Annotated in this window: 1 protein-coding gene; it reads right to left on the bottom strand. The window is 46.3% G+C overall.

Going from position 1 to position 15,190, the window contains the following annotated elements:
• Positions 1-15,183, bottom strand: a complete 15,183-nt coding sequence (locus tag AAHT65_RS16020; protein WP_343310493.1) for an amino acid adenylation domain-containing protein — start codon at positions 15,181-15,183, stop codon at positions 1-3.
• Between the last annotated feature and the right edge of the window lie 7 nt (positions 15,184-15,190).

Raw genomic sequence — 15,190 nt, 5'->3', positions numbered from 1 at the left:
TTAGACCTCCACTTCATAAGTATCCCATATGTTTGTCTTATCCATTTTTAAGGTCTCCGTTTCCGGCTTTGAATCATCAGACGGGAACGGCCGTTTCTTTAATTCCGGCGGGGATAAAGGGCGCCGCCTTATTTCACGGTTTTCGTCTTTATCCCACGCTTCTATAATGACATGGGCATTTGTGCCTCCGTCGGCAAAGCAGTTAATTGCCGCAGCAGGAAGGGATGCCGTCCATTCTGCCAGCGTTCGGCTGAAAGTGATGTTCGCTTTCTTCCTATCAAAATGCGTCATTTCCTTTTCACCTGACAAAAATGGAACAAAACTGCGATGCTTCAGCATCATCACAACCTTGATAAAGCTTGCAATCCCTTCAGCACAAAGCGGATGTCCGATATTTGGTTTGATTGATCCAAGACCCAGCGGAATTGAATTGTCAGGACGATAGATAGATTGAATCGCTTTAAGCTCAAGCAGATCAGTTACCATTGAGCCTGAGCCGTTCGCTTCGAGATAGCTGATGTCTTCTGGTTTTTTGCCGCTTTTAGCAAGCGCCGCCTTCATGACTTCCTTCTGCGCTTCCAGATTCGGTGTTGCAGGTCCGGCCGTTCTTCCGTCGTTATTAACAGAAGCGGCCTTGACCACAGCGTAAATGGAATCGCCGTCTTTCAGAGCCTGTTTTACTGTCTTTAACAAGACCATTCCAACGCCTTCTCCTAAAACAACTCCATCAGCACGTTCATCAAACACATGGAAGGATGACTCTGCGCTTAAAATACCACGCTGCTCGAACAGCCGGTGGGTGGCATCTGAGTCAAACAAGCTGACTCCTCCCACAACGGCAGCTTTAATATCACCGCTGTGCAGAGCCTGAATCGCCATATTCATGCCGACCAAAGCCGAAGAACATGCCGTATCTAATACAACACTCGGGCCGCGCACATCAAAAAATTGTGAAATATTGGCCGCTAAATAATTCTGGCCGACTGCCACGATAGGATTCTTTGCATGAAGAAGGCTGTCTTGACCCGGATTATGACGGCTGCGTCCGCCGAGATAAATACCGATTGCTTCTCCCTTTATTTCTTCAGGTGTATAGCCGGCGTGATACCAGAGCTTAAGACTCTCTTCTAAAACAGCTAATGCTTGCGGGTCCATTGCGCTTACATCTTCTTCTGGAAGCAGGAAGAACGCAGGATCGAAATGATTGACATGATCAATGACTCCGGCATAATAAGGTGCCGGATAGCCCCAGCGTTCTGGCGGAACCGGGCGAATTGACGACCGCCCCTCAGATAATAGTGTCCAATATTTATCCAGTGTCTCCGCTCCCGGAAAGCGGCAGGACAATCCGACAACCGCGATATCTTCTGTATGGGAGCCAGATGCAAGGGACTCTTCTTCTTGTACTTCCAGAGCAGCCGCACGAGTCGCCGGCTGAATCGGCTTTTGATAAGCTGATGCTTTTCTGCCTTCCGAAGCAGCTGCCGATATGTTGTCTATGAACATATCAGACAGCGATCCAGAGTAAGAACCGATGAGCCAAGCTGCAAAACGCTGGATCGTTGGATATTCATAAAGAATAGAAGGGTCGAGTGCCGCTCCGATCTTTCGGTTAATGCGCTGTAACAGCTGAGCTAGAATGATAGAATCCACTCCATACTCCTGGAATAATTCATCAATCTCCAAGTCCTCTTGATCAATTCTCAGTTCTTCGGAGAACAAACCAACAAGCCATGCTTCTGTTTCATTTAAAAGAAGCTCATTTTTTGCCGGCCCGTCCATTTCTGTTTTTCGTGATGGCTGCGAAGCCAATTCATCAGAACCCGACTCATGCCGGGCGCGTCTCTTCATCAATTCCTCCGGTTTCCATTCCGCTGGGTCCGTCACCGCAGGCAGCACAACTGCGCGGAATGTTTCGGATAACATTTGATCCAGAAAGCTGAGGCCTTCTGAATTCGTGATGCTAAGCAAGCCGCTTTCTCTATAAGTGCTATTTGTCACTTCACCCATCCCGGTCTCTTTCCAATTCGGCCACTGAATGCTGATGATCGGAGCTTTTTCCTTATTTGCCTCCGCAAAATAATCCATATAGCTATTAGCCATGGCGTAATCGCCTTGTCCCGCAGAAAGGGCCGGAATGATGGCTGAAACTGATGAAAACAATACAAAAAACTGCAACGGTTCATCACATACATGGCGATACAGCGTTGTAAGCCCATCCACCTTCGGCTCGAGAACTTGTTGAATATTATCGGCCGTTTTCCGGATAAATGCCAAGGTATTCATATCCGTCATGCCAGCGCAATGAATGACTCCCCCGATCGGTCCCAAAGTCTGTTTCATATTCTGTAAGTTTTGCTGCACGAGAGACTCATCAGATAAAGGGAGCGACAGCACTTGTACTTGTACGCCTTGTGCTTCCAGTTCCTGCACCGCTTGTATTTTCTGTGCGGCGGATGTGTTTAAGCTCTTAAAACGTGCCCACTCTTCTCGCGGAGGCAGTGACTCACGCCCTGTCAACACCAGTTTTTTCACTCCGTAATGCTCTGCAAAATGCCGGGCGCATAATAGTCCGATCCCTCGTGTGCCGCCTGTAATTAAAAGCACATGATCTTTTGGGAAAGCCCTTCGTTTTTGATCGGCGTCTTTTCTATGTTCCGGTTGTAGAAAAGCATGATAACGCAAACCGTCTCTATAGCAAACCTCAGCATCCTCGCTATCGGAATAAAACTCATCTGCTATCTGCTTCGCAAGAGTCAGATGATCTGCGGATGCCTCCGCATCCATATGCCTTGATTTGAGATGGCTGTACTCGTTTTGAAGCATGCGGTACAGACCGGCGCGGGAGGCTCCTGCCAGCTGAACGGAATCATTTTGATAAGATTCCAGCCCTTTCGTAACGCAAAGCAGCATCAGCCCTTCTTTATGTCCATGCTCAATCAGCTTTTGAATCCATTCAATCCAACTCAACGTCTCCTTGTCGTACTCTCCGCATCCAATCAGATCCACAAAACCGTCAAAGGTTTTCCAATCATCCTTTAATGATTGACTTTCAACCCGACTCACATCTAATAAGTAGTGATTCGGAAAATACTTAGACACTTCAGCAGCCAAGTCTGCCGTCTCTGCACTGGTCAGAATCGCAACGGCTCGGGTCCCCGGCTCTTTTGGGATAACCGGGCTTAACATCCATTGCTTTGTCAAAAAACAGGCCGTTCGCTTTTTACTATTGTCTAGAGGTTGAATATGGCCCGTTTCAAGATCATTCACCTTCACTTGATCCATTTTTTCGGGAAGCCAGCAGTGATCCTTTGCAAATGGATATGAAGGAAGACTGATAAGGCGCGGTTTGGCATCACCATACAATTTGGTCCAGTCGATATTCACGCCTTTCACCCATAAATCTGCCAGCTTGTCGTATTTTCTTTTTCTGATCCAAGCATCCATAGCCATTGCCATGTCTTCATCTGCCGCAAAAATTGCGAAAGTATCTTTGTTTCGATTTGACTGGCCACGTGCGAGTCCCTCAGTACCTTCCTTGCCTTCCACAAACGCCTGCAGTTTTTCTTCAAGCTCTGTTATTTTACCCGCGGTGAATGCCAGACGTTCGTCCATTCCCTCTCGCCCGACTTGAAGCGTATAGGCAATGCGGTGCAGGTCGTTATTGGTGTACTTTTTCTCGCGGATGGCAGAAAGCAATTGAACTGCCCGGTCCTGAAGCCTTTTTTTATTTTTGGCAGACAGCAGGATGATGCTAGGTTGGCCGGAAGCTATTTGTTGTTGAGAATTGAAATCTTCTTTCGGTATATATTCTTCAAGCACCACATGAGCGTTTACCCCGCCAATTCCGAACGAACTGATACCAGCGCGGCGCGGCAGTTCATTTCCGTTACGATCTCGTACAGCCTTCCATTCATCTTCTTCTTGAACAATATAAAACGGACTGTCTTTCAGCTGAATGTAAGGATTAAGCGTATCGCAATGCAGGCTTTTGACTAAGGTTTTATGTTTCATTTGCAAAAGCACTTTAATGAGACCCGAAATACCGGCCGCAAGCTCTAAGTGACCGATATTGCTCTTGACTGAACCGATTCCGCATTGATGATCAAGCACCTCTGTCCCATTGTGTTCTCCCAATTCAGACAGTTCCTTAAACGCAGCCTTCAATCCGTTCATTTCAATAGGATCTCCCAATTCAGTGCCGGTACCGTGAGCTTCGATATAGGTTACCGTGCGCGGATCAACGCCTGCTTTCCGATATGCGCGCACCAATAAATCGGCTTGCGCTTTCGGATTAGGCGATGTCAAGGTATTGGCTCTTCCTCCATGGTTTTCTGCCGTTCCCCGAATGACGCCGTAGATGTGATTCATATCCCGTTCGGCATCTGTCAGCTTTTTCAGCAAGACCATCCCGACACCTTCACCTCTGACATAACCATTCGCATTAGCAGAGAAGGTTTTGCACCTTCCGTCTTTGCTGAGCATGCCGGCTTTGCTGTAGCTGATATGTGCCTCTTCGGTCAATATCGTGTTGACACCTCCTGCGATCGCCATATCGCAATTTCCATCCTGGATAGCGGAAACCGCGCGGTGAATGGCTACAAGAGAGCTTGAACAGGCTGTTTCTATAGGTTCGCTCGGCCCGTGGAGATTTAAAAAGTAGCTCAGCCTATTCGGACCGACGGAAGGAATCATATTTCCTGTTGCCGCATGGCCTTCAAGCGGTACATTTGCTTTATAAAATAAATCTTTATACCCTGTATTGCCTGTACCGATAAAAACACCCGTCATAGTTCCTGAAAGGTTCTGAGGCGAGCATCCGGCATCTTCTATCGCCTTCCATGCATGGGTCATTAACAGCCGCTGCTGAGGATCTAAATACTGAGCTTCTCTTGGCGAAATACCAAAAAATAACGGATCAAACTCAGCCACCCCATCAATAAATCCGCCCCATTTGATGTCGGTCTTATTTTCTTGTGTCTCAGGATCCCCATAATGTTCCCGCCAATCCCAACGGTCTTCGGGGACTTCCGTTATACTGTCTTTTCCTTCTTTCAGGTTTCTCCAGAATTCATCAATATCTTGTGCCCCAGGGAATTGGCCGCTGATCCCGACGATTGCGATCGGTTCAAAATCGGCTGCCTTGTTATTGCTTTTTTCCTCTTTTGTGATTGATACAGGCGCAAAGCGGTTTCTTTTCCTTTTCGTTATGCTTGGCACAACAGGAGCGGAAACTTTAGAAACGACAGACTTCTCCGGTACAGAAGATTCCTTAATAAATGCATCCGGGTATTCTTCAACTAGACATTCAGCCAGACTTTGTATGGTTCCATGTTCAAAGAAAATTGTCGGCGCCAATTCCAATTGATGCGCTTCATTGATTCGATTTGTAAATACAGTGAATGAAACTGAATCAAAGCCGTACTCACTCAGCTCTGTATCCATTTCAATCTCTTGTACGTTCACTTTCAAAATGCCGCTTACCATTTGACTCAACGATTCCTGCGCTTTGACAATCAAGCTATTCGCATCTGGAAGAGGGTTTGTTTTTTTGTTCTCAGTTTGTCTGGAAGCATCCGCTAATGGGAATTGAGTCAGCCATTCATCCTGATACTCTTCAACTAAATGCTCAGCCAGACTTTGTATGGTTCCATATTCAAAGAAAATAGTCGGCGTCAATTCCAATTGATGCGCTTCATTGATTCGATTTGTAAATACAGTGAATGAAACTGAATCAAAGCCGTACTCACTCAGCTCTGTATTGATATCAATCTCTTCCATGTCCACTTTCAAAATGGCGCTTACCATTTGACTCAACGATTGCTCCACCTTGCTGAATAAGCCATCCGCTTCAGCCCGGTTCCTATTTACAACTGGCCGCTCAACTGCAGAACCGGCGGAAGGAAGCAGTTTTTGCTTCATTCTTGCAAGGTTCCCTTCGATCACAAATACTTGCGGCTTACCTGAGACCGCTCCCTGATAAAATGCTTCTATGCCGCTTTCACTTTGCAGCGGGGCCATTCCATAGGTTTTCATCATCATCTTTTCAATCTCGGCGTCGACATGCATTCCGCCCTCTTTCCACAACGGCCAATTGAAGGAAATGGTTGTGCCGTGCCGTTTTTGGGATGCAACCAGCGAATTTCGGTATACAGCGTATGCATCCATGAACGTATTGGCAGTTGCATAGTCTGATTGGCCGGCGTTTCCTAAGCTTCCGGAAACGGAAGAAAACAGGATAAAAAAGTCCATTTTCCATTCCTTGGCGGCCTCATCTAACTGCACTAAGCCGTTTACCTTTGGATGTATCACTTCTTGAAACTCTTCACTCGTTTTTTGGACGATGAAATGATCTTTAATAACTCCTGCGCCGTGAATGATTCCATTAAGACGGCCGTACCTTTCTTTGATTTCCTTCATGAGCTGAGAAATCGCCTCTTGATCAGCCACATCTGTCTGTTTATAGCTAACCTCTGCCCCTAAATCGCGAAGCGCCTCTAACTCTCGCTCCTTGCTCTCTTCCAAAACTGAACGTCCGGTGAGGATCAATGTGGCGCGGTCGGTTCGTTGTGCAATTTCCTTTGCAAACAGCAGGCCTAAGCTGCCTGCTCCTCCGGTGATGAGATAAACACCGTCGTCTTTCCACGGCATACTAAGTTCATCAACAGGCGAAGGTGTCATTTCACGCCACCCTTTGACATATCGGGTTCCCGCCTCGTAGCGGATCTGTTTATCTTCAGGTCTCAGACTGTCGTTTTTCAGCTTTTCATGCAAATCATGTAATTCCTCAGTACTTGGAATCTCAATCAGCTGGCCGATAAGTTTGCCATGCTCCAATTCAGCTGTTTTCAACAGCCCGGACAAACCGGCAAACAATTGCTGCTCGCCTTTCCCGCAAACGATGACCTGAATCATGATTTTGCCTACAGGTTTCGTGCGGATCTTTCCTTGAATCAGTTCGAAAACCTGCTGTGCATAGATTTGAAAACGCTCAGCAATGGTTCCTTCAGCTTCATTTAATGTGATGACGCGAACATCCTTCATATGGGAGACGATGCTGTCACTGACATGACGGGCAGCTTCACAGAACACAACAAGATGTTCTGCATATGTCGGCACTTGCTTCCCTAAAACAGATTCCTGTATATTCCAAACCGGTTCAAGCATTAAGCGTTCAGAATGGACTGCGGGCTTCGACGATTGCACTTCTCCGTCCAACACTCTCGTGGAGAATCCTTTTATCCTGACGCAAACCGCTCCAGCCTCATCGCACAGGTCAATATCCGCTTTCAGCACAGTATCCCCGTCCCTATAGCTCTCACTTAAACGGGCATAGGCCCACATCACGGATGTACATTTACCGATGACCTCAAGCTCTTCAAGCGCAAAAGGCAGAATCAGTTTTTGCTCGGCAAATTCCTGCATGATGCAGATTGTAGCCGTCTGAACAGCCGAATCCATCATACTCGGATGAAGCACATAGCTTTCCTTCGTCTCAGATACAGAAACAGGAAGCTGCAATTTGGCCAAGACCTCTCTTTTGCCTATACAGGCTTTTTCAATCCCTTGGAATGCCGGACCATGGAACATCCCTCTGCTTCTGCCTTCCTCATAGAACTGGTCAGGCGTAAGATTTCTCTGATTACAGCGATCTTGTACTTCTGCAATATTCAGGACCGGCTTTTCGATTGCAGAAATCAATTCCGCACTGCCTTGGCTGTGAATAAGTGAATCAGAGTCATCTTCACCAACACTATAGATTTCATATGCGATTTTTCCGTCTTCTTTCGGAAAGAGACCGACATGCACATGAACCGGATGATCATTCAAAACGATTGGCTGAACCCAGACTGTATGATGTAATCTGATTCTGATATCCTGATCCTTCCCGCTTCCGGTTGCCCGGCTTACAGCTGTTCGGGCCATTTCGAGATAGGCCACCCCAGGGAGCACCGGCTTCCCTCTAACGACATGATCTGCCAGGAAAAATTCCTCGCCCGTAAAGACTGAACTGAATCGCTGCTCAGACAAATCAGACGTATTTTGATGGAGCAGCGGGTGCAATGTAGCCGCCGCAGCCTGAATTGAAGGTGTCTGCCCGGAATCTTGCGGAACGTCCTGTGATGCCCAATACCGTTCTTTTGCAAATGGATACGTAGGCAAACTCATTCGTCGAGGCTGCACATCCATATAAAGCTGCGACCAATCGACATACACTCCTTTGCTCCATATCTCCGCAAGCTTGTTCACTTTCCCTTTAGTTGCCCACTTACGTATCAGTTCTGCGCTATCTTCATCTTCAGTCAGCCATGCAGCTTCCTTGGCGTGCTGCTTTTCTCCTTGAAAACATCCTTTGATTGGTGTTTTTCCATTGATGAAATCCTCCAGCTGCCGTTTCAGCTGATTCACTTCATCCGCAATAAAGACAACGCGATGCTCCATCGCTTCTCGCCCGACCTGCAATGTATAAGCGAAATCAGCCAAATCACCATTCTCAAGTCCTCTCGTTTCCAAATGGGACAGGAGTTCCTGCGCATATTCGTCGAGCCGCTCTTTGTTTTTCGCCGATATCGGTATGATGCAGGTCCCGCTCTCCTTCCTCGTTTCAGAAGCGATCGCATATTGTTCAAATATCGCATGGGTGTTTGTTCCGCCGAGGCCGAATGAACTTAGCGCCGCCCTATGTGTGTTGATATCATGATCCAGTACTTTCTTTTGATCCACCACGTAAAAAGGAGAGTCGGCTAAATCCATATTCGGATTCGGTTCTTTATAGTTGATGGTTGGAGCAAGCTCGTTATGGTATAAGCTCATCGCAACCTTGATGCAGCCAGCCAGGCCGGCAGCTGTATCCAAATGTCCAATATTGCTTTTCACCGATCCGATGCCGCAAAACTGTTTTTTGTTTGTATATTGCTTGTACACTGTATTTAAAGCCGACAGTTCGATTGGGTCACCCAGCTTTGTCCCTGTTCCGTGCGCTTCAATATAGCTGATCGATTCGGGATGAATACCCGTCTGGCCGATCACCTTTTGGACCACATCAGCCTGCCCTTTCACACTCGGGGCATAAAAACCGACCTTATCAGCCCCATCGTTATTTACACCGATGCCTCTCATCAGAGCATAAATATGATCTCCGTCTTTTACGGCATCCGCCGCTTTTTTCAGTAAGACAACCGCAACACCTTCACCGCCTGCCATTCCGTCGGCTGAAGCGTCAAAAGCCTTGATATGCCCGTCACCTGAAAAATTCAAACCCGGCTGATGCACATATCCGATATTTGTCTCGGTGTGCAGCGTCGCTCCGCCGACCAGCGCATATGCAGATTCACCTGATTGCAGGCTTTTAAAGGCGGAATGTAACCCAACCAAAGAAGACGAACAATTTGCATGGACGAAATAGCTTGGCCCTTTCAGCCCCAGCTTATGAGAAATCATCGTCGGAATCGTCCCGCTCTGCGCAAGCACCCATGACACATAACCATCCGGCGTTTCTAAGCTTTCTGTTGTTTCCTCGGGCAATAACGCACGGTAAGAATTGTTGCTTGCCGACATATACACACTGGTTTCAGGAATCTGTTTGGCGACATATCCCGCATCCTCAATCGCTTTCCAGGAATGAGTCATCAACATCCGCATCTGGGGATCCATGAACTCGGCATCTTTTCGAGATATGTTAAAGAAACTTGGGTCGAAACGATCTTTCCCTTCAATCGCAGACTTAGCAGGCACATAGCCAGGATTCTCCGCGAGTGTGTCCGGAACGCCTAAGCTGCGAAGTTCTTCTTTAGTGAAAAACTTGATGCTTTCCTTTCCGTCTCTGATGTTATTCCAAAATTCGACATGATTTTTTGCCCCTGGAAATTCGCACGATATCCCGATAATCGCTACACTGTCCTCATAATAATCAGGAAGATCCTCCGGAACATGCTGTGTACGGTTCGGCTTGCCAGGCTTGTCTTTTACGTCTGCCGGCAAAGAGACAAATGGATCTGCTGCTTTCTGTTCGGCAATGTATTTACTGATGTCTTTCACAGTTGAGTATTCAAACAGTTCAGTAACACTAAACTCGCAGGCTAGATCATTTTTGATTCGTTCAGCAACAGTAACCGCAAGAAGCGAATCCCCGCCTACATCGAAAAATCCGTCTTCCAGGTAAATGTCAGCAGTTTGAAGCACATCCTGCCAAATGGATCGTATCGTTTCTTGAATCTTTGAAGGAGACATATTTCCATGTTGAGGCTGCTCCGCTGTTACTTTTCGATTCTTTAGTATCTTTCGGTCTACTTTTCCGTTCGGTGTGAGCGGCATTTGATCAAGCTGAATAAAATAAGAAGGAACCATATAAGCCGGTAAACTCTTTTTCAACTCATTCCGCAACTCTCTCGGCGTAACAGGTGAATGTGCGTTTTTTGCTATATAATAAGCGGCCAATTTTTCATTTCCGTTCTGTTCGTTCACAACGACGACGCTTTCCTGAACATCCGGATGTTCTCCAAGGCGAATCTCAATATCCCCCAGCTCGATACGGAATCCGCGGATTTTCACCTGATTATCGATACGCCCGATATATTCAATCTTGCCCTCTGGAAGCCACCGTGCCATGTCGCCTGTTTTGTAAAGCTTGGATGTCGGTTCAAACGGACAATCTATGAATCTTTCATCCGTCAGCTCAGGCTGGTTGTAATAACCCTTTGCCAATCCGTCCCCTGCAATACAAAGCTCTCCGGGAATGCCGGCAGGGACAGGCAGAAGGTGCGAGTCAACAATATAAACGCGTGTATTCGCAATAGGCTGGCCGATCACGGACGCAGCGGTCTCTTCATTAATGCGCTGAATCGCTGACCAGACCGTTGTTTCTGTAGGTCCGAACATATTCCAAGCTTCACTGCCTGTACTTAAAAAGTGCTGCTTTAATTTCTCGGGTAACGCTTCTCCGCCGCATAGAATTTTAATTCCCTCTTCATTTTTCCAGCCTGAATAAAATAGCATTTTCCATGTAGCAGGCGTGGCTTGCATAATCGTCGGTTTGATATCTTGAATGTCTCGTTTCAGCTTTTCCACATCTTTTGTATGCTCAGTATTGCAAATATGGCATTGGGCGCCCTTCATTAAAGGCAGATACAGCTCTAAAGCTGCTATATCAAAGCAGTAGGTTGTCACTGCAAGCATGATATCCTCTGATGAAAGACCAGGCTTTTCTCCCATGGAAACAAGAAAGTTTGCCAGTGCTTTATGCGAAATCATGACACCCTTTGGCTTGCCTGTGCTGCCGGAGGTATAAATCACATAAGCCAAATTCTCCGTTTTCACGGTGCGCATAAGGCTTGTGCCTCCTGAAGGGTTTTGAGCGATTTCGTCCCAGTCTTGATCTAAAGCAATCACTTTTACATGGTTCCAGTTCAAGGTATCTATGAGTTCAGAGGTTGTCAGCGTAATGGAAACCTCACTGTCCTCCAGCATATATTCCAACCGTTCAGCCGGGTAGGACGGGTCTAGCGGCACGTATGCTCCTCCTGCTTTAAGGATTGCGAGCAAGCCTACAGCCATTTCCAGCGATCGCTCGACATAGATTCCTACCAATCGGTCCGGGCTCACACCGTTCTTCTGCAAATAAAGGGCCAGCAGTGTGCTTTTCTCATCAAGCTCCTGATACGTCAGGGATTTCTTCTCATAGCTGACAGCTATTGCATCAGGCGTCTTTTTAGCCTGCTGTTCAAACAACTCATGAAAACATGCATCCGGATAATCCTTTTCAGTAGCATTCCACGTACGAAGAATGGTATGTTCCTCTTCTTTCGGTAATAAAGAATACTGTTGTAAAGGTTGAGAAGGGTTATGAACCATCTGTTCTGCTAAATAAATAAAATGATCAAACATAGTCGAAATAGACGTATCATCAAACAACCCGGTATTGTATTTGATGTTCAATTCCATCTTTTCTTCTTCTTCCCATAGTTCAAATACTAACTCGTATTCACCTTCTTGATGAATCCCCTCAACTGCATCGACAGAAAAGGACTCTTCATATTGACGGTACATGTTCTGATAGCTTGCAGATTGGAAATTCTGATAGAAAAATGCCGTTTGGAAAACTGGTGAACCCGCTTGATGACGAGGAATATTCAAATCCCGAACCATTTTCGGAAAAGGATAAGATGCGTGATCCAGTCCATCAAGAAGCGTCAACTGTAATGTATGAACGAACTCCGAAAATGTTTTTGTTCCCTTCACCTCACTCCGTATGGGAAGCATATTGAGAAAATGTCCGATTAATGAATCAAATCGTTCTTCCGGCCGCACCATCGCAGGCATGCCGACAATCATATCCTCTTGATCAGAGTAACGGCTTAACAGCACCATATAACAGCTCAGCAATACCGTTGACACATTCGTAGAATGATCTTTTGCAAAAGATTTGATGCTGTTTATTAAACCGTCTGAAATCCGCCGGGTATATGTGTCCTCCTCAAATTCGGAAATAGACGGGCTGATGCGCATGGACGGCAGCTGAAGATTCGGCAAGCTTCCCGCTAACTGCTGCTGCCAGTACGAACGATGCTTCTCGCCCTCCTCACCGGCAAGAAACTGCTGTTCCCATGTGACAAAATCATTGTAAGCCGCCGGAGCAGCGGGCACATTTGGATGTTGCCCTTCTAAGAGATGCTTATAGTTATCTAAAAGACTGTGAATAAAAGTAACGGAAGAAACACCGTCAAAAATGATATGGTGAATCACGACAAGTAAAAAATGCTCCTCTTCAGACCTTGAAAATAAGTGGGCGCGCAATAAAGGGCTGGATTCTTTCACAAACGGTTCCTTTACTTTTTTTCTGAAATAAGGAGTTATGTCAGCCTCTTTTAAGCCTGAAATATCTTCGGCTTTTATCGTGATGGGGAGTCCAGATTCATGTTTGATATAAGGCACTCCGTCTTTTTCTTGGATGACATGCTTTAAAATCGGGTGCTGGTCTAATACAAGGTGAAAGGCTTGTTTTACTTTCTCTTTATCAAGCTTTGACGAGAATCGAAAACAGAGAGGAACATGATAAGCACTCTTCTCAGGCGACATTTTTTGCAATGTCCATAGTCCTTTTTGAACCTCAGAAAGAGAATGCAAGGAAACTTGTTTGTCTCTTGCATCTATACTGATATTCCTATCAGCAGAGCGGCTTTTGTTCATTTCTTCTTTTTCAGCTATATAAGCAGCCAGTAATTGAATGGCAGAATATTTATACAGCTCTCTCGCTGTGAGTCTTACGCGGTATTCTTTCTCTACGGATCGAATAAGTTTCATCATCTTAATTGAATTAACGCCGAGACTTTGGATATTTGTGTCAGGTTTAATCCAATCACGGTCAATATTTAAATCCTCTGTGAAGAATTTGGTCAAATGTTTCTTTATATCTTCTAATTGAGCGGAATCTGTTTTTTGCGTATGACTGCCCTGAGCTTCACTGCTCATCAAATTCAGTTTGTTATGTATGTGGTCAAATTCTCCATTTTCAAATGAGCTCTTCAGCTGGGCGCGCTGGATCTTCCCTATGGCTGTTTTCGGGATGTCTTCTTTACGGACCGGCAGCAAATATTCAGGCGTAACACCGATCGTCTTTGTGACATGATAGTGTATGTTTCTTAGAAGTTGGGCGGTTTGAGAATCATCAAGCTGGATAGAAGCAACAAAGAAGATAGCCAGTTGATCCGTTGTATTGTGATTCACACGGACAGCACAAGCAGCAGTATAGGAAGTTTCGATTTCCGGCAATTCTTCGACAGCGGATTCGATCGCATGGCTGTAATAATTGACGCCGTTAATAATAATGGCATCCTTCGTACGGCCGGTAATGGTAAGGCGCCCCTTGCGCAGAAAACCGAGATCTCCGGTTTCAAACCAGCCATCCTCTGTAAAGACACTTTGGTTTAATTCCGGCCGCTGATAATAACCGTGGGTAACAGAAAGCCCAGAAACCTGAAAACGGCCGATTTCGCCTTCCTCGACCAATTCATTATGATCATCAACAATTCTCATCGAAAATCCGGGAATCGGAGAACCGATCTCCACAAAACCATCCTCATCATTTGTCGACGCACGTGTGAAATCTTGTGAGAAAATCACACCGGAGGAAGTTTCGGACATTCCCCAGGCAGGGCGAATCGCATCAGCGGGCAATCCATGAGGCTCTAAGAGCTCCAACATCCTGCGCCCAACCTTGGCCACCATCGCTTCACCGCCATTGAGCATGTAACGCATTGAAGACAGATCCCAATTTCGATTTTCGATTTCATCACTAAAATCAGTGATCAGACCGAAGGCGAAATTCGGCGCCCATGTCACAGAAGCACGGTAATGATCAATCCAATCGAGCCATTTCAGAGGATCCATCAAGATTGTCTCACTTGCGACGTTGATTTCCTGACAGCCGAGATATACATCACGCAAATGCAGCATTCCGATACCTCCGACATGATCAAACGGCATCCAGTTAAATGTGATATCCTCACTTGTAAAGCCCTGCATCTGAATAATTCCTTTAACCATACTCAAAATGTTTTCATGATTGAGCATCACTGCTTTTGGGGTGCCGGTGCTCCCTGAGGTCAAAAGTAAAAGCGCCAAATCTTCAGAACGGGCCCGATGCCAATCAGTTTCCATCTCAGCGCTAAGAAGATCTTCGATTGCCAGAGCGCGAAATTCATCAAATCCTTGGTCTTTTGCCCAAGCGGCCAGTTCCGGCAGCATGTCTCGATTCGTAATAACCGGCGGCTTGTCAAGAAGCGTCCATGCGTCTTTCAGCTTTTGCGTGCCGCTATTCGCCTCTGTATATGTCGGAGCAACAGCAAGAGGAGCGGGGACAATCCCAGCAGAAACACATCCCCAGAAGGCGGGGATAAATTGCGAATTGTCGCCAAGCTGCAAGATTACTTGATCTTTCGCTTTCAGTCCTGATTGACGGAGCCCTCTTACGATACGAAGTGCATCCTTCCATAAACGGCCATATGATTGATGAACCTCTGAACCGTCCGGCTGCAAATAAATGATTCCTTTCGTTTCCCCAAGTTCCGCAGCCGTTTTGTGTAAGACTTCGGGAATAGCAGCCGGCTGATCTTCGGATATTTGTAACGGCTCCCCATAGCTGATAGATGGATTGACTAAGCCGCTGGTATTCACATCATTATTCATAGAGCTA

Source organism: Bacillus atrophaeus, assembly GCF_039519175.1.
In the GTDB taxonomy this organism is placed as follows: domain Bacteria; phylum Bacillota; class Bacilli; order Bacillales; family Bacillaceae; genus Bacillus; species Bacillus atrophaeus.
This window is presented reverse-complemented; position numbering and strand designations above follow the sequence as displayed.